This is a genomic window from Alteribacter salitolerans, from assembly GCF_016901055.1.
GTDB classification, from domain to species: Bacteria; Bacillota; Bacilli; order Bacillales; family Salisediminibacteriaceae; genus Alteribacter; species Alteribacter keqinensis.
On record NZ_JAFEUX010000001.1, the window covers coordinates 356,540 to 379,771 of the forward strand.

Annotated in this window: 19 protein-coding genes; 6 read left to right on the plus strand and 13 right to left on the minus strand. The window is 43.0% G+C overall.

All coding sequences use genetic code 11. From position 1 onward, the window contains the following. Positions 1-174 precede the first annotated feature (174 nt). Positions 175-861 carry a M50 family metallopeptidase gene (locus JSY36_RS01670; protein WP_205164983.1) on the minus strand — a complete coding sequence of 229 codons (687 nt, stop codon included), beginning with the start codon at positions 859-861 and terminating at the stop codon, positions 175-177. Positions 862-1,053: 192 nt separating this feature from the next. Further along, on the minus strand, positions 1,054-1,917 hold the full coding sequence (locus JSY36_RS01675) for a CvfB family protein (RefSeq protein ID WP_205164984.1): 864 nt from the start codon (positions 1,915-1,917) through the stop codon (positions 1,054-1,056). 134 nt (positions 1,918-2,051) lie between these two features. On the opposite strand from JSY36_RS01675, the gene JSY36_RS01680 reads away from it, so the two are divergent. Further along, positions 2,052-2,900 carry a dimethylarginine dimethylaminohydrolase family protein gene (locus JSY36_RS01680; RefSeq protein ID WP_205164985.1) on the plus strand — a complete coding sequence of 283 codons (849 nt, stop codon included), beginning with the start codon at positions 2,052-2,054 and terminating at the stop codon, positions 2,898-2,900. Here the strand turns inward: JSY36_RS01680 and JSY36_RS01685 are convergent. From JSY36_RS01685 to JSY36_RS01695, 3 genes are all read right to left on the minus strand, one after another. Next, positions 2,897-4,075, minus strand: coding sequence for a DUF2515 family protein (locus JSY36_RS01685; protein ID WP_205164986.1), 1,179 nt, complete (start codon positions 4,073-4,075; stop codon positions 2,897-2,899). The genes JSY36_RS01680 and JSY36_RS01685 overlap by 4 nt on opposite strands. Before the next feature lie 98 nt (positions 4,076-4,173). Then, positions 4,174-5,001, minus strand: coding sequence for a hypothetical protein (locus JSY36_RS01690; protein WP_205164987.1), 828 nt, complete (start codon positions 4,999-5,001; stop codon positions 4,174-4,176). Between the two features lie 74 nt (positions 5,002-5,075). After that, positions 5,076-7,766 carry a dynamin family protein gene (locus JSY36_RS01695; protein ID WP_205164988.1) on the minus strand — a complete coding sequence of 897 codons (2,691 nt, stop codon included), beginning with the start codon at positions 7,764-7,766 and terminating at the stop codon, positions 5,076-5,078. Positions 7,767-8,102: 336 nt separating this feature from the next. Between JSY36_RS01695 and JSY36_RS01700 the strand changes: the two genes are divergently transcribed. The 3 genes from JSY36_RS01700 (at position 8,103) to JSY36_RS01710 (ending at position 10,509) form a co-directional block, all read left to right on the plus strand. Continuing rightward, complete coding sequence (locus tag JSY36_RS01700) at positions 8,103-8,660, plus strand: GNAT family N-acetyltransferase (protein WP_122896845.1); 558 nt, start codon at positions 8,103-8,105, stop codon at positions 8,658-8,660. A gap of 139 nt (positions 8,661-8,799) precedes the next feature. Beyond that, positions 8,800-9,459: an MtnX-like HAD-IB family phosphatase gene (locus JSY36_RS01705; RefSeq protein ID WP_205164989.1), complete on the plus strand. Its 660-nt coding sequence runs from the start codon at positions 8,800-8,802 to the stop codon at positions 9,457-9,459. Between the two features lie 3 nt (positions 9,460-9,462). Then, complete coding sequence (locus JSY36_RS01710; RefSeq protein ID WP_205164990.1) at positions 9,463-10,509, plus strand: iron-containing alcohol dehydrogenase family protein; 1,047 nt, start codon at positions 9,463-9,465, stop codon at positions 10,507-10,509. Positions 10,510-10,815: 306 nt separating this feature from the next. On the opposite strand, the gene JSY36_RS01715 is transcribed toward JSY36_RS01710, so the two are convergent. After that, positions 10,816-11,727 carry a DMT family transporter gene (locus tag JSY36_RS01715; protein ID WP_205164991.1) on the minus strand — a complete coding sequence of 304 codons (912 nt, stop codon included), beginning with the start codon at positions 11,725-11,727 and terminating at the stop codon, positions 10,816-10,818. Continuing rightward, complete coding sequence (locus JSY36_RS01720; protein WP_205164992.1) at positions 11,727-13,034, minus strand: Zn-dependent hydrolase; 1,308 nt, start codon at positions 13,032-13,034, stop codon at positions 11,727-11,729. Before JSY36_RS01720 ends, JSY36_RS01715 begins: the two co-directional genes overlap by 1 nt. 203 nt (positions 13,035-13,237) lie before the next feature. Between JSY36_RS01720 and JSY36_RS01725 the strand changes: the two genes are divergently transcribed. Then, the gene (locus tag JSY36_RS01725) at positions 13,238-14,356 is read left to right on the plus strand and encodes an acyltransferase family protein (protein WP_205164993.1); all 1,119 of its coding nucleotides are present in this window, start codon (positions 13,238-13,240) and stop codon (positions 14,354-14,356) included. A 225-nt stretch (positions 14,357-14,581) separates the two neighbouring features. Here JSY36_RS01725 and JSY36_RS01730 read toward each other — a convergent pair whose 3' ends face one another. Both JSY36_RS01730 and putP read right to left on the minus strand, forming a co-directional pair. Further along, on the minus strand, positions 14,582-15,676 hold the full coding sequence (locus JSY36_RS01730; protein ID WP_336511422.1) for a serine hydrolase domain-containing protein: 1,095 nt from the start codon (positions 15,674-15,676) through the stop codon (positions 14,582-14,584). Positions 15,677-15,907: 231 nt separating this feature from the next. Further along, entirely contained in the window at positions 15,908-17,392 is a 1,485-nt protein-coding gene (gene putP, locus JSY36_RS01735) for a sodium/proline symporter PutP (protein WP_122896839.1), read from the minus strand. A gap of 420 nt (positions 17,393-17,812) precedes the next feature. On the opposite strand from putP, the gene typA reads away from it, so the two are divergent. After that, a complete protein-coding gene (gene typA, locus JSY36_RS01740) occupies positions 17,813-19,651 on the plus strand; it encodes a translational GTPase TypA (RefSeq protein WP_122896838.1) in 1,839 nt (612 codons plus the stop codon). Between the two features lie 36 nt (positions 19,652-19,687). On the opposite strand, the gene JSY36_RS01745 is transcribed toward typA, so the two are convergent. From JSY36_RS01745 to JSY36_RS01760, 4 genes are all read right to left on the minus strand, one after another. After that, positions 19,688-20,005: a hypothetical protein gene (locus JSY36_RS01745; RefSeq protein ID WP_122896837.1), complete on the minus strand. Its 318-nt coding sequence runs from the start codon at positions 20,003-20,005 to the stop codon at positions 19,688-19,690. Positions 20,006-20,086: 81 nt separating this feature from the next. After that, positions 20,087-20,284: a cold-shock protein gene (locus JSY36_RS01750; protein WP_122896836.1), complete on the minus strand. Its 198-nt coding sequence runs from the start codon at positions 20,282-20,284 to the stop codon at positions 20,087-20,089. Between the two features lie 543 nt (positions 20,285-20,827). Then, entirely contained in the window at positions 20,828-22,138 is a 1,311-nt protein-coding gene (locus JSY36_RS01755) for a cobyrinic acid a,c-diamide synthase CobB (protein WP_205164994.1), read from the minus strand. 80 nt (positions 22,139-22,218) lie between these two features. Further along, positions 22,219-23,031, minus strand: coding sequence for a cobalamin-binding protein (locus JSY36_RS01760; protein ID WP_205164995.1), 813 nt, complete (start codon positions 23,029-23,031; stop codon positions 22,219-22,221). Positions 23,032-23,232: the final 201 nt, after the last annotated feature.

Sequence of the window (23,232 nt, forward strand, 5' to 3'; positions counted from 1 at the left end):
CTTCTTAAAGCTCTGCGGGGTCTTGCCTGGTCCCCACTGCCACAGGAGTCTCAGGCCCTTCAGCTTCATTATCTTTTTCAGCAATAGCAACACTCTTTACGAAAACAGCCTTATAAAAAACAACAATGATTTTTAACCACCAATTCTTAAAAATCCGCAATCCCATTCACTAAATTATTCTCTAATAAGATTTATAACATCATAACCAAAGAAAATCATCGTACCGATGATAAAAAAGAACGTTCCCTGAAGCATAAAAACAGTCCCCCAGATGACAGCGGGAACTTTTGTTGCTTCTGCCAGCAACATTGCATCTCCTGCCTGTCTATTCCTAAACACGCTTAACATGAAGATCCCCCATGAACTTGCGAACGCCTGTATGAGTATCGTTACCCCAATTACTGTAATCAAAAGTTCAAAATAACGCTGTTCTGCATAAATGTATAAAGCAGCCATACCGCCTATTACAGAAAAGACCCAGAACCATCCCACCAGATTTCTTACCCAGAAGATAAGTACATAAACAAGCAGCAGGAACAGAGCCAGAGCAACCCCCTCAAAGTACCCCTGTGTAATAAGATACATAACTACGACACTCATGAGAGAAGAAACAGGATAACCGCAAAAAACAGTAATCACTCTTCCAAACCAGTGGTGCTGAAAAACCGCGAGCCCACCGGTATTTTGAAATAAAGAAATGGAGACGACTCTGCCTCCTGTCAGGCGGGCTATGAGGGCATGTCCGAGACTCTCATGTATCAGCGTATTAAACAGCCGGAAATAGGACCCGATCACGGGCAGGTAGGTTACTGTTAAAACGAATATAAACAGGAGTATGTAAAAGTACAGATCATCATTCACGGGTAATCACCACCTTAAAAAGAGGTCATTCGGAAAAGCTGTTTTCATATAGATTGTTGCTATCTTGTTTTCTGAAAGTATTGTTGAAGCCAACGCGCCGTTCGCTTTTCATGGCGGTTCTGGTAAGCCACCTGCGCCCCTTACCGAAAACAGCGTTCAAAAAAGAGCACAGCCTGAGCTATGCTCCTTATCTTAGTTTTCGTCCTTTGATACAAGCGTCCTTCCCTCTTTTTGGACCACTTTCCCTTCTTTCATCAGCCTTCCGAGTGCGCGTTTAAATGCAGCTTTACTGATTTTAAATTCTTCCCGTATTGCATCAGGATCACTTTTATCTGTAAAGGGCATTTCGCCTCCGGTACGAATGAGGTAATTGAAGATATCGTCTGCGTCATCGTCAAGTACCGTTTCTTTTACCGGACGTAACGTCACGTTTAATGATCCGTCTTCTTTAACATCAATAATCCTGCCTTCAACCCATTCGCCGAGGCGGGGTTCCACTTTTCTCTCCATGTAATGAATAAAGCCGCGGTAGCCGGATTCTGTGATGATAAAAGAGCCAACCTTAGTCGAGCGGTACACCCGCCCGTCAATTACAGAGCCCTTTAATTCAGCAGGTGCTTTCTTAAACGAATCTTCCACCACTGTTTCAGTAGCCGGCCTTGCAAGCAACCGGCCTTTTTTATCCGTTTCCAGTGTGACAAAAAGTTCATCGCCATTTTCAGGCCACACCTTCTCAATCAGTGGAAGGTAATCGCTTGAAACTAACACATCCTGCTTAAGTCCGATTTCTACAAAGACCCCAAGCCCTTTTACCTTGTCAACAACCTGGGCCCAGTCATAGTTTTCTGCAGTGATATGAGGAAGGTCCATTGTAGCGACTATCTCACCTTTTTTATTCTGATATATAAACACGGATAATTCATCCCCGGGAGCAAGGTGCCCTTTTACTTCTTCTTTTGGAAGAACAACAATCTCTTCTCCATCAGACAGAACAAAGTCTCCCCCTACTTCCTGTGTCGCCGTTAGTTTGTAGATCATTCCTGTTTCAAATGTCATGGTAATCCTTCTTTCAGCAATTGATTTTAACTTCTTGTATTATAGCACAGCCTTCCACTCTAATTCTCATGATGTGTGTATTGTTTAGATTTCAAGGAAAAGCTAGAAAGTAGTAATAGCGAGGAGGAGTTATCTTGAAACAACAAAAACAATCTTTTTGTGATACAGAGTATGGAGCATTGAAAAAAGTAGCTGTCTGCGAACCGCATCATATTGCAATACGTGATGTGATAAATGAAACACAAAAAAAATATGAAAAAGAAGGGCTGAATGTTGAGCTCGCCCTCAAACAGCACCGTGATTTCACTTCCGAACTGGAAAAGCACGGTGTGGACGTCATCCATCTCGAACCTAAGGAACACTTTCCCGAACAAGTCTTTACAAGGGATATCGGTTTCACACTTGGCCAGACCATCTTTGTATCAGAAATGGCTCAAAAGGTGCGGCACGGTGAGGAAGAACATTTGAAAGACTGGCTAAAACAGTCCAAAATAAGCTATTATAATCTTCTCGGTGATAAAATTGAAGGTGGCGATGTGGTGATCGACGGACACAACATATACATAGGTGTGAGTGAGCGTACAGATGAAGGTTCCATTGAACATCTGCAGAGTCTTCTTCCCCAGTACGCTGTCACATCAATCCCCTTCCCCCACAAATATTTGCACCTTGACTGTATCTTTAATGTATTAAGCCCTTCTGAGGCAATTATTTTTCCAGGGGTTATGAGTGAGTTCGATGAGGAAATGCTGACGTCCCGCTATGATTGTATACGGGTATGTGAAAAAGAGCAGTTTACACTCGGTACAAATGTCCTCTCCATTGGTGATCGTAAAGTATTCAGTCTGCCGGTAAACAAGAAGGTAAATGAAGAATTACGCTCACGGGGGTATCATGTTATTGAAGTGGATATCTCAGAAATCATAAAATCAGGTGGATCTTTCCGCTGCTGTACAATGCCAGTTCTTCGATCAAAAGCCTAAAAGACTGCAGACTTTGCTTCTTTAAGCAGCACCATCTGCCTGAGAGCTTCGCAATAATCGCTCGTAACATCAATATTCCCGGGTACTGATGCAGAACTGAAATAGTCTGGTACCTTTGTGTTATGAAACCAGTCTTTTTTATACGAAGCCACTGGCTTCTTATCAGACCAGGCATCAGTTAATACCGGGCTGTAAAGGAAAGGATCGGCATTCTCAAAACAGCTGTGCCATTCCTTTCCTGTTACACTCTCCCTGTTTTTTGAAAACATGTGAGGCCAGTAATCTGAACGTGAAGCCGTATGGGGCACTTTGTTGGCAAAAGACAATGCCCCCACAGTTAACAAAGGCGTGTCAAAAAGAAGAGAATACAGTTTCTTCCCGATCGTAATCCGCTCAGATACTTCATCAAAGCTGCTGACAGTCAGTCCGCTTAGACGGATCCTCCCTTTCAGTTCATAAGGAAATATCACCCGGGTAAGCGATAATAGATCCTGTAACTGAAATTGCCAGGATTTAAAAACAGTTTCGTGAAACACAGGATGCTGGATGACCGGTTTTTCAATAAGGTGCTGTTCGTTAATAATCAGACCTATGGTGAGAAAGGCACTGTCCCCTGTTGCCAGAAACGTCCGCCACACGGCACACATGAACCGGGATACATTTAACAATGGTAAATATGATAACGGCCGGTCATCACCCATTTGCTTTACTTGTTCATACACGAGCAGCTGGAAATATGCATCGTCAAAAATGAGCTGATTTGCCTTTTCAAGAAATTGAAAATAGTGAATTTGGTCCTTTTTAGGTATAAAAGCCTGAAGTAAGCTTCCTTTCAGGTCTGTCATGTTCCAACCGCCATTTCTGGAAACCATATGGGCGAGGAAAGCCCAGTGAACTTCAGGATGCTTGTTGTAAAAAGATAAATAGGCTTCGGTTCTGATTACATTATTTCGATTAAGCCCCCTTGTCGTTTCACGAATGGCACGGATTCTCTCCCTGTCTTCCTGAAACGTCACAGCAGGTTGGTATATTTCTTTTGTAAGCTCTTCCTTTAAGCGGTGAAGAGATTCCATTTTTACGCCGGTCTTTACCTTCTTTTTTTTCAGAAGCTGGTTATGTTCGTCCTGTGAAGGATCTTTGAACATCCATTCAAGAAATGATTTCAGCCTGTACACGACAAAACCCCTTTCTCTCTTAACACTTATGAGAAAGGGGTTCTTTGCATTCCTGCCGAGTCTTTAAACAAGAACGTTCATTTCCGCTCCAATCGACTTTACAAAAGGTTTGACAACTCGTCTTTTTCTTTGAGCAGCCTGTGCTGTTCGCTTGAATCGAACAAGGCTTCAAATCGTGTGAGTTCGAGGTCAATTGCTTCAATCACCTTTTCTTTGACCGAATCCTCGAGCTCAGACACGGATGCTTCAATTGCCGCTTTAAACTCGGACATGGAAGCTTGCAAGAGGGATGACGCTTTTTTATGACCTTCGCTGATCAACTGCTCTCTTACTTCCTTCAGCCGTCCATTTTCGAAAATATCCTTCTTTGTTTTCAGCATAGATGTATAGAAATCTGCATCGATGGAAAGGTCAAGTGTGTGCCGCTCGGGACTTACAGGAGCAGGTTTGACCTGGTGATCAATATAGAGATAAGGGAGCTTTGTCTGGATTACACCTGCTTCCTCCTTAATCCAATTGTCCACACGCCGGGCGATTCTTTGTTCCATTCTGATGAATGTTGCTTCAAGCTCCTGTGACAAAAACTGTTCACCAAAGCCAATCCATTCCTTTACAGCTGCTTTAAACTGTTCATGCAATACACCTTTTGTGTTTCCGGTTAGTACAGTCACGTTAAAGGATGTTGAGAAATAATCGGAAAGAACATAGCGCATCCGTTCCCGCAGATAGATCATAAGCTGCTCGAACTCTTCTCCTGCATCTTGCTTTACAAAATCGAAGTTCGCTTCAGACACTCTTGATTTCTCTGCTTTTACAATTCCTTTTATCCTCTCGTGCTCCTGCTTTTGATCCTCTTTCTTACTGTTCATAAAGGCCAGGCTTTCATCTGCCTTATTCACAAACGTTGAGAGCTGGCTTTTTATCATTTCTGCACTCAGCCTCTTCAGCTCATCAATCGTTTCAGTATAAAAGGTATGCTCAAATTCGCTGAAAGGGTCTCTTACATCCTGGTGCTGATTTTTTTCAGCCTGAGTCCTTCCTTACTTGATAAATGAAACAGACGTGGGGATTCTATCCCATTGCGCACAAGCTGGTCTTTGACATGTTTACGAACGCCATTGAGCTCTCCTTCACTGGAGGCAAGATCAGAAGCATTGATCACAAAATACAATTTGTCATCGGTAAAACTCTCATTCACCTTGCCCATCTGCTGCAGGAAGTACTCGTCTGCTTTTGAAAATGCATGGTTGTAATACGTAAGGTAAAAGATTGCGTCAGACTGGCGCATTTGCTTAAAGGCTACATTTGTATGTCGGCCGTGGATCGAATTGACCCCAGGAGTATCAACAAGAACAACACCGCTTTTTGTTACCTTGCAGTCATAAAAAAGGTTAACCTGCTCAACAAGACAGGCATACGCTTCGTCTGCTACGACTGGTTTCAGTTCGCCGTGAGTAAGGGTGAACGTGGATCCAAGCTCCCACTTGGTCGCCAGCAGACTGTCACGTAATGTTTCCAGGTATTCTGCGTACGTTTTTTGCGTGCTCGTTACGTAGCCTTTCTTACTCGCCTTCCAGCTTTTAATCGTGTCCAGGGTGAGATCAGCACCAATCTCCTTGGATACAGCTTTAATTTCTTTTTCAATGGTATCCTCAGATTTAACGATGACCTCAGCTGTCCCGTGAGCGTGCTCATCGGTACTTTTCTGAACAGTGTTAACCGTGGCTGTCGTCGGATTTGGGGAAACGGGTAAAACATCTGCTCCAAGAAGCGCATTCGCAAAGCTTGATTTTCCAGCGCTGAAAGCCCCGAACAACGAAACAATAAACGTCTGATTGTTAAATCGTTCCACCCTCTCCATAAGCTGCTTTCGTTCGTTGGACAGTAATGCAACGTCTTGGTACTCACACATTACCGAGTTTACTTTTTCCAGCCACTGCGCCGTACTTTTTTCATTAAATGTCTTTTCGCGCTTGATTTTTTGGTCTTGCTGATCCGTTGCGATCACACTTTCTTCCGGAAGCTCAATTTCAGTGAGAGCCAAAGTATCCCCGTTGTCCGGATAGCTTTTTTTCATGGTCTCCTTAAGTGCTTTCCTGAAATGGCTGTCTTCTTTCAATTCTGAGCGTTTCTTGTCTACCAGAAGGATTATCCGGTCATACTCGGTACTCAAAGAATCCATCTTTTCTTCAAATACCTCAACCTCTTCAAGGTTCGTTTGTTTTTCCTTCAAAGCTTTAAGCTCAGATTGATTTTGTTTTTCCATCCCCGCAGCATATAAAGCTAATAACGAATTTGCCTGATCCTGAATATCACGTACGACTGTACCCGTCACCTGAGAGGTAAACGTGCGCACATACTGTCGGTCCGTATGGTCCGTTTTAACACTTTGCTGAAGTATGATGCTTAAGTCCGGTACCTGAAATTTTGAAAGTGCCGTTTCAAATGCATCTTTATTGGTGAGTTTTGTTCGGTCAAGCTCCTGTAAATAGGTTTTCACCTTGTAAAATAATAATGTTTTCACCTTATCTTCAAGTTCAGTTACAAGATCATTAAAACGGTTCTCTCTTTCTTCCTCTGTTTTTTTCTTAGTAAAAAGGACACCTACCTTAAACCCCGGCTTCAAGGACTCAATCCAGTTTTCAGCAAGTTCGGTTGTCGTATAAGGGAACAGAGTTACGTTTGAGAACGTCCGTTTAAAGTGATCCTGAAATGACTGCTTCAGCCATTCTTCATAGTTACAGAGCTGATCGATCCGGGTTTGCAGGATGCTTTTCTCAGAAAGCTGGCTTTCATCAAACCCCTTCTCTTCCATTTCTTCTTTAACTTCTTCTATTTTCTCCTGTTTCTCTTCCTCAAGCCTTAATTGGACCGCATTAAGGAAGCCTTGCTGAAGGCGGATTCCCGATTGTTCAAAGAGTTCTTCTCCATGAAACAAAATGGCTTTAAGCATACTTTCCAGACGGGTAAATTCATTAAGGGGATGTGATGGTTCTTTCATTGTTGTAAAGAAGACATCCTCAGTCTGAATACCCCATTTATCAAGAACAGTGTTAAGAGAACGTTTAAACTCTTCGATTGATACCTCTTCTTCGTTATGCTTATCAATCTGATTAATCACAAGGAAAACAGGTTTTTTCTCAATGGAACACTGCTTCAGAAAGTAAAGATTCGTTTCTGACTGAACATGATTATAATCCATTACGTAAACGATGGCATCCGTTGTGTAAAGCTGCTCTAGAGTCACAGCCTCGTGAGCAGCGTCTGTGGAATCCACTCCGGGAGTATCAAGGATCCTGCTGTGCTTTCCAAGGAACGGAAATGGTCCTGTAATAGTAAGACCGGAAATATCATGGCCGTTCATTCCCCATTCTCTTACCTTAGGCCATGGGATTTCTCCTTTAAACACCTGATTTTCGTCATTACCTCTTGATTGAACAGATAAGCCGAGTTCCCCGTTTTCAATCGCAATGACATTTGCACTCGTCGGTATCGGACTGGTAGGGAGAATTTCCGCACCAACAAGACGATTAAGCAATGTTGATTTACCAGCTGAGAAATGTCCGCAAAAGGCTACCTCGAACGACGGAGATGAAAATTTGCGAGTCAGCTTTTGCAGGCGGAACTGCTCTTCAATTGTATATGGGAGATCGCTTTGGTTTTTTGTTTGATCCTTCACAATTAAGGTCATGGGACTGCCCCTTTCTTTCACATACCACTATAACGAATTTTCCAACGATTGAGAAGGCTTTCACCCTTAAAGAAACGGAAAAGCACCAAAAAAAAATATAAAAAACCTAAACAAAAACCAGTATCTTTTTCATATATATTTTAGTATGATACAAATGGTAAGTGAGAAATCAAATTGAATATCACTTAAATAATCAACGGATTATTTAGGGAAGGCAAATGGTGCGCCACCAGCAAGCTGGTTCTAGTGGGTTCGATTCCCACCCCGGAATTTTTTTCATTAAAAATTTCGAGGGTGGTCGGCTTTTGTTGAACTGCCCTCACAGGAGGGGTAAACATGCTTATGAAACGTGATCTCAGCGATTGCGAAGCATTGTTCAACTTGTTGGTGCATCCAGATGTCTTCCCTTTTGTGCGTCATCGGGCATCAAGTGTTGAAGAGTATTTATTCGTAACAAAGCAGCTTATCGAAGCTGAAGAACAGGGAGAGCTTATCTCGAGAACGATTATTGATGAATGGGGCACCCCGATTGGAACCATTACTTTGTTTGACATTCAGAACAATGCAGGATTCCTTGGTACATGGATCGGAAAGCCCTACCATGGGATGGGCTACAATGAAAAGGCGAAGTCGGTATTTTTCGATGAGCTTTTCTTTTCAGGAAACATCGAACGTATTTATATGAAGGTGCGGAATACGAATGAGCGATCAAGAAAGGCGGTCTTAAAGCTCCCTTATGTTCAGGAGGTTTCAGCCACTCACCCTATTTTGGTCAGTCAGATTAATAAAGGTGCCCACCAGTACGACCTCTTTGAAATTTCTAAAGACATGTACAGTCTTCATATGATGCGTACTGCAGCAGAAGAGCCTCTCGTGCTGGCTAATGAAGCCTGAGGTAATCTGAAGTTTATAAAAAGCAATGGTGCCCCCACAAAGGGCTCAACCATTGTTTTTTTATTTTTGGATGCTGAAAACCAGGTTTCCTAAAAACGTGTGTTAAAATAATCACAACAAAGATTGGAGGGGCCTCACGATGAAAAAATGGGCATTTGTATCAGATTTTGACGGAACAATCTCGAAACAGGACTTTTACTGGATGGTAATTGAAAAGTATTTTCCTGAGGGTAGAACGCTGTATGATGAATGGAAATCAGAGAAAGTAAAAGATATTGATTTTTTAAGCCGGGTATTTAAATCCATTAACCAGGAGGAAGAGCAAATCATTCAGGATATTTATGATATGGCAATCGACCCCCACGTACCTGATTTTATCCGCAAGGTCCAGGAGAACGGCGGTGACTTTTTCATCCTGAGTGCCGGGACAGACTATTACATTAAACATACTCTCGAAAAATACGGAATTACAAATGTACCTGTATTCTCCAACGAAGGTTTTTATAAAGAACAAAACGTACATATGAACGTGCAAGAATCAAACTGGCATTATCATGAACGTTACGGAATTGATAAATCAAAAGTCATTAAGAAGTTAAAAGAAGAATACGAAACCGTTGATTTTATCGGGGATAGTGAGCCTGATTCCCACCCTGCAGTTTATGCGGATACAACCTATGCCATCGGTGTCCTTCAGGAAATTCTGAAAGAGAGAAATGTACCTTTTATTCCCGTTTCTTCCTTTAAAGAAGTGGAAGCACACCTCATCGACAGCAAGGTCGTGACCGGGGAAGGATAAGACATGCAGCCAACAAACATTGCCATCCCTTCCCTACTTGAAATCGGATATGAGCTCGCGTTTGACCTGGACCGGCTGTTAAAGCCGTTTGCTTTTACCAAAGCAGTCATGTTCTTCGATGATTTTGCCTTCTCAGCCTACGAGAACAGAATTGTTGATTCAGTAAAAGAAATCGAAATCCATCCGAAAATCATCAAGGGACCGAAGTCCATGCTTGAGCTTACGGAAGAAGCGTTTCAGTTCAGCGCCCCTGATGTGATTATCGCAATGGGCGGAGGTACGATTATTGACTATGGGAAGTTCATCGCCTCCCTCAGAAAAATCCCGTTTATCAGCATGCCGACCTCCCCTTCCAATGATGGCTTTTCCAGCAGTACTTGCTCTCTTGTGGTTAAAGGACAGAAAACAACCATTCCTGCCCACGTCCCATTTGGGATCATTGCTGATTTGAATATTATAAAAACAGCCCCGGTTCCTTTTATTCTTGCAGGAACCGGGGATCTCATGTCTAACATTACAGCACTATATGACTGGGAGTTTGAATCTTCCCATAAGAAGAATCAAATCAATCCCTTTGCTGCCATGATCAGTAAAAAAGCAGTAAACAGCTTTGTAAGAACACCTATGAATGATTTATATCATCCGGTTTTCCTAAAAGAACTCATCAGCTCTCTTACAATGGGAGGAATCTCTACTGTGATCAGCGGCAATACTGCCCCCATCAGCGGATCTGAACACTTGATTTCCCATGCTATGGACCGTCTGTTCAAAAAGCCTGCGATGCATGGGCTGCAGACTGGATTAGGTGCTTATATTATGGCCCATGTTCAGGATCACCGAGGAGAAAGGATGAGAAAAGTATTCTCCCGAACGGGATTCTTTGATTATGTAAAAACCCTCGCCATTCCAAAAAGTACTGTTGAGGAAGCCGTACGGCTGTCACCGGATATTAAACCTGAGCGGTATACTTATCTTCATGACAGGACTTACCATCAAAAAGCACTGGCCTTTGTTAATGAAGACAAAGTCCTGAATGAGATTCTGGTGTAATAGTTTGTTCCTCAACCTCAACAGGTTAGCTCATCGATCAAGCACCTTTCAGATAAAAATTGGTGCCATTAATCTTTCTCATAAATACGGTAAATACAGTTGAAGCCCGTGTCCCTTCTCTTTCCGCGGTGGGGCCGGCAAGCGTAATTTATCGGAAAGCTGTCTAATTAAATCACGAAAAGACGACTCCATAATCCCTGATGGAGTCGTCTATTTTAAAGACTGTTTTGTTAGGTGTTTAGCGGATATCAACACATGAGTTTAACAGAGCGTTGTTAAGTGAAGGTTACCCCACTGTCTTTTTGTTCAGGCTGCTTTTTTCCTATGGCGGTTTCTGATCTTCGTATCAACATATCCGGTGCCAAGGAAGACACCTGCAACAATTAAGAGGAACCCGAAAATCTGGTATCCATGAATGGTTTCACCAAGAAGAAAGAATGATCCGATCAGAGCAAAAAAAGGAACGAGATTGTTAAAAATCGCTGTCTGACCTGCACCAATGTTTTGGATAGCGGCATTGTAGAGAATATGTCCAAGTCCAGTAGCAAGGATCGCTGATGAGAAAAAGACTCCCCATACGATGGCTGTCTGATTGGTATACGTACTCAGCCCTTGTGGCTCAAATACCATACTCATCCCAATTAGTAATAAGGAACCAATCAGAAGCATGACTGCCGTGAGCTGTTTGGAAGAGACTGTTGCTGTTAACTTTTTAATAAAGATAAAGCTGATTGCCTGTGAAACCATAGAAACAAATACGAGTAGGTCTCCACGGGATATGATGACACTGTCTCCGTTTTGAAGCACGACAAGGGCAACCCCGATAAAACCTGTAACGATACCGAGAAGCCGCAGAAAAGTAAGGCGGTCTTTTAAGAAGATAACTGCCAGTACTGCTGTTGTTATGGGAATAAGTCCGAGGATCAATGACGCATTTGAAGCCGTTGTATTAACAAGCCCGACAGCAAGAAGGGCGTGGTGACTTAACTGTCCGAAAACAGCAATGATCATAATAAGCAGGTACTCTTTTGAAGTGAGTTTTCGTAATTCTTTCCGGAAATACAACACGGTAATGGCAGCGATTCCCGCCACAAAGATTCTTCCACCCTGCATTGCCACAGGGGAGATATGTTCGACAAGGAATTTCACCGCTACTACATTCATACCCCAGATAATCATCACGAAAAACAGCAGAGCATACGTAAACCCCCGTGACATTAGATCCCTCTTTCCATCGTTAATTCTATAGTTCTTTTTAAAGCGTGAATGGAAAGAACACAATCGTTTAATGAAGACCATTCTGCAGGATGATGGCTCACACCGTCAAGGCTTCGAACGAAGATCATACCTACAGGTACGCACCTTCCAATCATCATGGCATCATGTCCTGCACCGCTCGGGAGAAGCACAGGCCTGATGTCAAGTGATGCAACAGCTTCTTCTACTATACTAAGAACCGACTCCTGAACAGGCACCGGAGGAATGCGCACCTTTTCATCAAAAGAAACTTCCGTATTGTATTTTTCCCCAGTCTGTCGAGCTAGTTCTTTTATCCGATTTGCCAGTTCGTCTCTCGTTTTTTTATGAATGTCACGGATATCAACAGTCATGACCACTTCCCCAGGAATAACATTGATTCCATTAGGATAGACCTGCAGCTGGCCGACCGTTGCCACTGCAGAAGTGCTGACCTCAGCAGGTGCAGAGTAAACCTGCCTCACAAAATCCCCGGCAGCTGCTAAAGCATCCTGTCTGTCGTCCATAGGTGTATTCCCTGCATGACCGGCTTTCCCTTTAAAGCTAACCTGGAGCCAGCAAGGTCCGGCGATGCCTGAAACTATCCCTACTGGGAGTCCTTCCTTCTCCAGCCTTTTGCCTTGCTCAATGTGAACTTCAAAAAACGCTTCTACATCAGAAAAGTCCCGTGACGAATGAAAGAAACCTTCCTCTTTCAAGCCAACCTGCTCAAGAACCTCTTTAAAAGGGGTGCTGAACACATCATTAACTGCCCTCATCTTCTCTTGATTGGTATGTCCTGTCATAGCTGTACTGCCCGTTAATCCTGACTTGAACCTGGAACCTTCTTCGTCAGAAAAAATGACAAGTTCATATGTCTTAGGTGGCTTGTACCCGCTTTCCGTCCAGGCTTCCACCACTTCAAGTGCTGCCAGAACACCCAGAGGCCCATCAAAGTGTCCCCCGTTCGGCACACTGTCCAGGTGGGACCCAGCCATTACAACGCGGTCCTTCATATCAGAACCTTCAAGCTTTCCGATTACATTTCCAGCCCCATCTTCCCTGACTTCGAGATCCGCCGCTTTCATCCAGCGGATAAGAAGGTTTTTTGCAGCTCTCTCTTCATTGGAAAAGCCCATACGGCCTGACCCAGAATCCGGTGTAAGCCCAATTTCCGAGAGTGCACCAAGTCGCTTTGCTATTCGCTCACCGTTTACGCCTTGTTTAGTCAGAGTGTGGTCATACTTTTTAAGCAGTGTATCTATAAATGTTTCGGAAAATGAATTCATTGGCCTGTCCCCTCTTCACTTCGTGTTTCTAAATAATTCTACACCCAATAAATCGTACTGACAACCAGCTTTTAACCTCCTCAAAAATGGATTTTGTAATTTTATCAAAAAAAAGTGACAATCATTGACGATAACGGGAAAACATATGATAATGACGGGTAACTTGCAGTGCGTGCGTCAAACCTTTTAAGAGGTGGAATACTATGAAAACAAGAAGGATGATTGATGAGATCTTTGTACTCCGCAGTATAGCCTGTATGTGTATCGTTTTCCTTCATTCAATTGATATTGCCCTGCGCTCGTCTTATCTGCAGGGTATCGGTCCTTTGATGGTTACGATTTTTGATTCCATTCAGGTATTTTTGTACTTTGGAACACCGGTTTTTATCTTTATGTCAGAATTGATTATTGCCTACTCCTACCGCAATCGTCCTATTCCTGACGGGTTTATGAAAAAGCGTTTCATGTACATTTTTGTTCCGTTTCTGTTTATGGCTTTCTTCTACTCTCTTCCTTATGCAACAACCTTTGGTGCCTGGGGAGAAAAGTTTCTGATGAATGTAGTGATCGGAGATTTTCATGGATACTTTGTACTCATTATTTTTCAGTTTTATATTCTTCATTTACTTTTCCATCAGTATTTACGAAAAGCAGACCCAAAAGTTGTCATTCCACTGGCGTTGAGTATAAATATTGCTTATCTGGCGTTGTTTAATATGACAGCTGCACCGATTTCCCATCCGGTTGTCCACTATATTTGGGATCGTTTTTACTGGGTACCTTTTTTCGGGTGGATCTTTTATTTTGCCGTAGGTTACTATTGCGGACATTATTATGAAACCTTTAGAGATTGGGTTTTTAAATACCGGAAAATTATTATAGCCGCACCTATAGTCTCTACAACGTTACTGCTTATTTTTTATCACAATAATATCCTTCTCGTACACAGTTCAAAACGGGTGGATATTCTGCTGCATACTGTGGCCATCATGTTCTTTATCATGTACATTGGACAAAAGATAAAGACGATACCACCATTTCTCATCCAGATCAGCCAGTATTCGTTTGGTATTTACCTGCTTCATATGTTTTTTATTCACACCATTGACCTTTTCGTCAGGCAGTCAGGACTGAGTTTTGGAGCTACTTATATCTTTATCCTCTTCTTCCTCAGTCTTTTCTGTTCCATGGGCACCATGATGATTGCTTCCCGCTGGAAACACGGTAAGTACTTTGTAGGAAAAATCGGTGTCGGTAAAGACGGTAAACCGCCAAAAACACCTGAGAGGGAACCCGAAGAACAATTAAAACCGAGAATATAAAAAAGAGGGTGCATTTCAATTTTTGAAATGCACCGTTTTCATGTTAACTCCATGTTTTTTCGAATTATTTATTCCTGCAAAAATAGAGAACAAGCCCTTCTTCGTATTCTTGAATTCCCATTACCGCTGCCGGCGAAACTCATCTGTCAGAAGGAGTCTCCGGCACTTTAACTTGTTTTAAGAACAGCCTGACACTGTAATACTTGTTTCCTTAAAAAGCCGAGTTTAGTGGATGTCCGGGACTTCCTCCCCTATTTTAGCATCCAGGATCATCCTTAATAGATAGAGTCTCTGTGACTGGGTAACACCTCTTCTTAAAAAGCGGAATGCCAGGCGGTCAGAATCCACACGGTGGACGAATACGAGATCTTTTTCAGGAATAACATCAATAGATTGTCCGTAGCGCCCAACAGCAGAATACATTCCAAGGCTTTTATAAGGTTCTTCTGTGGCTACCCACCACATAAAACCATAATCAAAAATGCTGTTACCGGGGACCGGAGCCTGAACGGAAGTGCTCGTCTCAATCCATTCACGGGGAATGATCTGTTCTCCTTCCCACTCGCCCTCCTGCAGATAAAGCTGTCCAAACCTTGCCATGTCCCGGGCACTCATCTTAAAAAGGTATGAAGGGTGGATGGATCTGCCCGTTTCCTCTCTGTACCCTGTATGATTCAACGAAAAATCTTCCATACCAAGAGGATCAGCAATTGTGTCTTCAAAATGCTCGAACAAATCTACCTCTGCTTTGTTGTTAAAGATCGTTCCCAATACATTAAAGTCCCAGTTATTATAATAAAAATGAGAGCCTGGAGCGTGAGAACCCCTGTCCGGACGCTTTCTCCTCATGGCAAAGGATTCTTCCCCGGCCCGAAGATAAACTCCTGAGCTGGACGTCATAAGGTGCTTAATTTTTGCCTGATTTTCCAGGGTTGTCAAAGGAGGAAAGTCTACAATTCCCAGTTCCCCCATCGTGCTGCTCAAATCAATTGTTCCATCTTCTACAAAGGGGCCGTACATGCCGCTCAGAATACTTTTACGTACACTGTGGGCATTGGTATTTGAGGCCACATCACCCCAGCTGAACAATACTTTACCTTTGTATATGGCTATCCCTGCAGTTGAGTTCAGTGAGTTAAAATAAGCTCTCGCTTCATTAAGCTTGTCTTCATCCCAGCCGGCCTCTTCCGGGGATTCGTACTCTTCCCAGGTCGTAGCAGGCTGAAAAATATTGGTCCCTGTCACATTCATCCATATCACCAACGGTACAAAGAATAGTATGGAAAGTAAAAATGTCAGCTTCATTACCCTTCTTAACACAAAAAGTCCACCTTTTGTCTGCTCGTCTTGTCTGGTAACCTCATTTTACTCAGTCTGAGTATACTACACAAATAAGGTTCTTTCCTGTGCCTACGTTTATATACCCGGTTTTCATGTCTGTTATTCTCCAGAAAAGCTTTCCTATATTAATTTGCACAAAAAAGCCTGGCACGAATTATACCTTCGTGCCGGGCTTGTAATTGCAGTTTTCAGACCAACATATTCTTATCATTAAATATTAGATGTTTTGACAGAGTCGAATTCTTCCTGAATCTCCCGGGATGGGGGCTCTCCGATTAAACTGACAGCCATTATGGCCGCCCATCCTAACACAAAGCCTGGAACAATTTCGTATAAATCCCATATGCCTCCGGTAAGACCGACAGCATCGAGATTAGCCCATAAAATAACAGTCAGACCTCCCACGACAATACCTGCAGCCGCTCCATTCCTCGTCATTCTCTTCCAGAAAAGGGACAGGATAATAACAGGACCGAATGCAGCTCCAAAACCGCCCCATGCATAAGCCACGAGATCAAGAACTGTACTGTCCGGATTGTAGGCAAGGGCAATGGCGATAAGAGCAATCAATACCACCCCGAGCCGCCCTACTAAAACAAGCTCTTTTTGAGATGCGGATTTTCGTAAAAATGACTTGTAAAAATCTTCTGTAAGGGCACTCGAAGACACCAGCAGCTGGGAATCAATCGTACTCATAATGGCAGATAAAATTGCCGCGAGCAGGAACCCGGCTACAATCGGATGAAACAGTACCTGGGTAAAGGCAATAAACACCGTTTCAGGGTCATTTAACGGCTGTGAAGTAAAGCTCTCAAAGTAAGCAATCCCTACCAGTCCGACAAACATGGCTCCAACAAGCGAAATGACAAGCCACGTCATACCGACTAACCGCGCTTTTGGTATCTCCCTTGATGACTTAACTGCCATAAACCGTGTAATGATATGAGGCTGTCCAAAATAGCCAAGGCCCCATGCAAGTAAAGAGATGATACCTACCAGAGTCATACCTGAGAAAGCATCCAGATGAGTTGGATCTACGTTCCCGATATGGCCCATTGTTTCTGACCAGCCACCCATGTGACTGACAGCAACAATCGGTACAATAATAATCGCAAGAAACATGAGTATTCCCTGAAAAAAGTCCGTCCAACTGACTGCCAGAAAGCCTCCCAGAAACGTATAGGAAATAATAACAACTGCCCCGATCCAAAGCGCTGCAGTGTACTCAAGACCAAAGGAGTTTTCAAAAAGAATCGCTCCCCCTACAAGTCCTGCTGACGTGTAAAACGCAAAGAAAAGCAAAATAAAGACTGCTGATAAAATTCTAAGTACTTTTGAACGGTCATGAAACCTGTTTTCAAAATAATCCGGTAAAGTAATGGAATCACCTGCGACTTCTGTGTAGATCCGGAGCCTTTTCGCTACAAACTGCCAGTTTATGTACGCCCCGATGGCAAGTCCGACTCCGATCCACATTTCACTCATTCCAAAAGCATATAAAGCTCCCGGCAGGCCGAGCAGAAGCCACCCGCTCAAGTCGGAAGCACCGGCACTGAGGGCTGCAACCCCGCCGCCCAAACGCCTTCCTCCCAGCACATAATCGGACAGGTTATTCGTCATCCGGTATGCGATCAGACCAATAATAAGAAGGGCTGCCAAATAAACAATAAACGTAATTAAAGTTGCAATATTCAAACCAGCTATTCTCTCCTCTCAGTAAAGAATGTAATAACAGACAATGCAATTAATACCGCCATCGGTACAAAGAGCCAGAATGCCGTAGCTCCAGTCAACCCGTATTCCTCCACTTAAACACCTCCTTTAATTAATCAAGCTATCAGTTTTTACCCTTTCTGAAACAACAACAAACACATTTTTTAAATATTTAAATTTATCTGACATATTTTGAGTTAATTATTACCATAACATACTCACCTTTCACGTCAAATGATTTACAAACTCTTTACCTGTCTCTCTCTACACCTCTTTTGTTTTCCTTTTCAATGGCTTAAAATCAATCATAGTGGCCGATACTAAACAATTGTAGGAGTAATCCTGTTATTGTGATATAATTGGACAGTTAGTGAAATCGTAGAGAGCGAGTGATTTGAAAAAATGAAGTTACGTAACGACTTAAGAAACATTGCCATCATTGCCCACGTTGACCACGGAAAAACAACACTGGTTGACCAATTACTAAAACAATCAGGTACGTTCAGAGATAATGAGATTGTCGATGAGCGTGCTATGGATAATAATGACCTTGAAAGAGAGCGCGGAATTACGATTCTTGCGAAAAACACAGCCGTTAATTACAAAGATACGCGAATCAACATTATGGATACTCCCGGACACGCCGACTTCGGTGGCGAAGTAGAACGTATTCTCAAAATGGTTGACGGTGTATTACTTGTGGTTGATGCATATGAAGGTTGTATGCCGCAGACTCGCTTCGTATTAAAGAAGGCTCTGGAGCAAAAACTCACGCCTGTTGTTGTCCTTAACAAAATTGACCGTGACGCAGCTCGTCCTGAAGAAGTCGTAGACGAAGTTCTCGATCTCTTCATTGAACTCGGAGCTGATGAAAGCCAGCTCGAATTCCCGGTAGTGTATGCTTCTGCCATCATGGGAACCGCAAGTGAAGACCCTGCCAAACAAGACGATGATATGACATGTCTTTTTGAAACAATTGTAAATGCTGTCCCTGCTCCACAGGACAATAGTGAAGAACCATTCCAGTTCCAGGTGACGATGCTTGACTATAATGACTACCTTGGCCGTATTGGGGTTGGACGCGTATTCCGCGGGACGATTCGTACCGGCGATCAGGCAGCCCTCATTAAAGCTGACGGCTCCGTAAAAAAATTCCGCGTTACCAAGCTGTTCGGATTCCTGGGCTTAAAACGTCTGGAAATTGAAGAAGCAAAAGCCGGTGACCTTATTGCGATCGCTGGTATCGAAGACATCATGGTCGGTGATACGATCTGTCCGGTTGATGCCCAGGAACCTCTTGAACCTGTCCGTATTGATGAACCTACTCTGCAAATGACTTTCCTTGTAAACAACAGCCCGTTCGCCGGTCGCGAAGGTGACTATGTTACAAGCCGCAAGCTTGAAGAGCGCCTTAAAACCCAGCTTGAAACAGACGTAAGTCTCCGGGTTGAAAACACAAACTCGCCTGATGTATGGAAAGTATCCGGACGCGGAGAACTTCACCTGTCCATCCTGATTGAGAACATGCGTCGTGAAGGTTATGAGCTTCAAGTTTCTAAACCTGAAGTTATTATTAAGGAAGTTGACGGTGTTATGTGTGAACCAGTAGAGCGTGCTCAGGTTGATGTCCCTGAAGAGTACACAGGAGCAATTATGGAGTCTTTAGGTGAGCGTAAAGGTGAAATGATGGACATGGTCAACAAAGGTGACGGCCAGGTTCGCATGGACTTCATCGTTCCATCACGCGGTTTGATTGGTTACACAACTGAATTTATGGCTCAGACAAAAGGTTACGGTATCCTCAACCACACATTTGATGGCTACCGCCCAGTTGCAGAAGGCCAGGTCGGCGGCCGCCGGCAGGGTGTTCTTGTTTCCATGGAAACAGGTAAATCAACGCCATACGGTATGCTTGGTGTTGAAGAGCGCGGTATCCTCTTCCTCGAACCAGGTACAGAAATTTACGAAGGTATGATTGTTGGTGAGCACAACCGTGATAACGACTTAACGGTTAATATTACAAAGCTTAAGCAGCAGACAAACATCCGTTCTGCTACAAAAGAAAGCACAGTAACAATGAAGCGTCCTAAGATTCTTACTCTTGAGGAAGCTCTTGAATACCTGAATGAAGATGAGTACTGTGAAGTAACACCTCAGTCCATTCGTCTTCGTAAGAAGATCCTTAACAAGAGCATGCGTGAGCGTGAAGAAAAGAAGAAGAAGTTAGCAGCAAAAGCATAAAAAAAGCAGGCCCCAAAACCTCGGGGCTTGCTTTTTTTAGTGGTGATCTTTATTTACAGCGGCATTCAACCGCTCTAAATCATCGAACCTGTCTTCATTTCTGTTCCACCTGGAACGAGCTGCTGTCCATCCATATATAGGGGAAAGAACACCAAAAAATAATACATTACTCATAAATGTTTCACTTGTAAAGTATTCAACTGTAAGACCGTCCTGTAAAAAACCAGCCAGTAAGATCAGTCCCACGAAAGCAACGGTACCATTTATAAGCGCCTGATTAAGGATGTACCTCTTCTTTCCTCTCTGTCTGACCCCAATCCATTTTGCATAAAAGCGGTGATCTTCTTTTTGCATTTTTTCTCCCCCCTTGCTCCTTTATTATACAGACAAAATAAAATCCCCCTCAAGTAAATGAGGGGGATTTTTTAATGCTGCTTACTTTTGAACGTTAGCAGCTTGAGGTCCGCGTTGACCTTGCTCGATTTCAAATGTTACAGTTTGACCTTCGTCAAGTGTTTTGAAACCATCGCCTTGGATTGCAGAGAAGTGTACGAATACATCGTCTTGTCCTTCTACTTCGATAAATCCAAAACCTTTTTCTGCGTTAAACCATTTTACTGTACCTTCAACCATGGTATGTGCCTCCTGCGTGGGTTTGTTTGTACCCACAATTGTATTACTATTTTTGCTCTTAATATTGATTCAAGATGAAATCACTTGCTGAAAGTTCTTTTCAATGAATAATATCCGAACATCAATAATTAATCTTATTGTAGCACGATCTCCCAAAGAAAGCAAAGGGGTAATGTGTAATTTAGCATTTCTTTTCTAAATTCCTCAGGGAATTTGCATTATTTTATAATATGATGTATGATTACTTGTATTGCTTCTCATATTAGAAGCATAAGTTATGAATAAATCTTCGCAATACTACTTTGGATGTTACATGAACGGAACCATATAGCAATTCAACACTGGCATCTGTGAAAACAGTATTTCTTTTTTACACTGGCGCGACCCAGGAGTCGCAAGGATGAAAAAGAGGCAGGGTTTTCATTATCTAAGAATACAGTAGGCAACACAGAAAAGATACCGCGGCTTAAAGTCGAGGGTTTTTCTAATAACTTAAATAAACATTGAGGGAGTCCGATATCCGGGCTCCCTCTTCTAATTTCATCATGAATATTTACTGCACTGCACCACAAAGTTTTCTGCAAGTTCAGGACAGGAACCAAAATGGAGGTGACTGTATGATGCCAGAACATGTTTTGGCGTTTCAGGCAATTTATCACCCTCATACGACGAATATCTGAACTCGTGACCCCGCACCTTACTTCCCTCCGGTAAAAAACGGATTTCCTCCCCTTCCAGTTCAACATAACGGATCGCTTGCAGCATTTTATGAACACGTGTGCTCCCTTTAAGTATTCCGGTCATCGGATATCTTTCATTTCTGATATTAATCAGCTCCTCACAAAAATACATAAAACCTCCACACTCTGCGACTGCAGGTATTCCATTTTTTACAGCCTCAGCAATTGATACCCTCATCGACTTATTCTCTGATAATTGTTTGGCAAACTCTTCAGGAAAACCGCCGCCAATATAGATCCCATCACAGGATGGGATCTCTTTGTCATGAAGAGGAGAAAAATATATGCACTCCGCACCGGATTGTTGTAGCAGTTCGATGTTTTCTTCGTAATAAAAGTGGAAAGCCTCATCTTTTGCAACCGCAATTGTGGCCTTTTTTATCCTTTTTTCCGGTTGATAACATTCTCTCTCAACTTCAAGTGACGAGGCTTCAGCCAGCCGGTAAATCAAATCCAGATCGAAGGTTTGATTAATAGACTCACCGAGTGTATGACTATACACCTCCATCTCATGATGCTCACTTGCGGGAATAAGCCCGAGATGTCTTTCAGGAAGGTTAACATTCATACTTTCTGTGAGGTAGCCCACTACAGGAATGCCGCATTCTTTTTCGACAGCTGACTGAATCAGCCTGAAATGGCCTTCACTCCCTACACGGTTGGCGACGACGCCGACAATTTCAGTGTCTGAAGAAAAGACTTGAAATCCCCTTACGACTGCTGCAGCACTTCTCGCCTGAGCAGCACAGTCAACGACGAGTAAAACCGGTGAGTTTGTAATAGAAGCAATGTGAGCGGAACTCCCTTTGTCAGAGTCCGGCATTACCCCATCAAACATCCCCATTACGCCTTCAATGATGGAGATATCTGAACTCCGGCTTTCCCGGCTGAGTGTCTCTTTAATGGTCTCATCTGTAAGCATCCAGCTGTCCAGATTTCGGGAGGCACGTCCGGTAACAGCGGTATGAAAGGAAGGATCAATGAAGTCAGGACCGCATTTAAAGCCCTGTACTTTATATCCCCTTTTAATAAAAGCCGCCATTAAGCCAATTGTTACTGTCGTTTTTCCAACCCCGCTTTCCGTCCCTGCAATAACCAGTCTTTTTAAAGACATCCAATCCCTCCTGCTCTCTTTTTTTGATTGTCGATTCATTCACCACTCTTGGTAAATCAAAAAAGACCCCTGTTACAGTCTTACTTTAAAAGCAGATCTTCCCCTGTATACAGAGGATACTTCTCAGGATGAAGGATACTCGCAAGCTTACTCAGGCCAAGGAGGAGTCTGGGAGACGGACGGCAGAACAAAGGTTCATCAAGGACGAACAGACGTTTATACTTGATTGCATTCATGTCATTCCAACCCGGGCGTTTCAGAATAACGTTTTTGTTCACTTTACTTTGCTGTACCCCGACCCATACTACAGCAACGACATCCGGGTCCCGTTTTAAAACGTCTGTCCATTCCGTTTGAACACTCTCTGTTTCTTTGTCTGAAAAAACGTTTTCCCCACCTGCAAGTCTGCTTATTTCAGTCAGCCAGTTATGATGACCTGGTGTAAATACGGGCTTTGGCCACCATTCCCAGTAGATTGAGTATGTATAATTGATTTCTCTGCTGATTGACTCGTATTGGTGAAGGATCTCATTAAACTTCTCAGCCAGCTCTTCTGCTTTTTCTGTCCGCCCTGATTCTCGTCCGACAAACCTGATTGCATCAGCAACCTCCTTCAGAGTGCGGGGATTGGGAACGATCACATAAGGGATATTGCGCATGTTCAGTTCTTCAATGTTTTTTTCCATACCCGGAACAGATAACGAAGCAAAAACAAGATCCGGTTTGAGAGATTCGAGTTTATCCATGTTAATATTAAGGTCAGGTCCGAGTCTTGGAAGCTCCTTAATTGTATCCGGCCAGTCGGAAAAGTCATCAATACCTGCAACGTTTGGGATAAGATCAAGGTAATGGAGAAGCTCTGTGTTACTAGGGCATAGTGAAATGTATTTCAATCAGATTCACATCCTCAAATTATTGATTCGCACAGATTCAGAATATACAATAAAGTCAGACTACACCAAAGGGGAGTATGATCCATTATGAAAGATTATCACTGCTGCGCGACCTGCAGTCACTTCCAGGTAATCAAAATCCCCGGGAGGGTTTACTACAAATGCAGGCGTCTGGGCTTTGAAACCCGTCCTGATTATAAG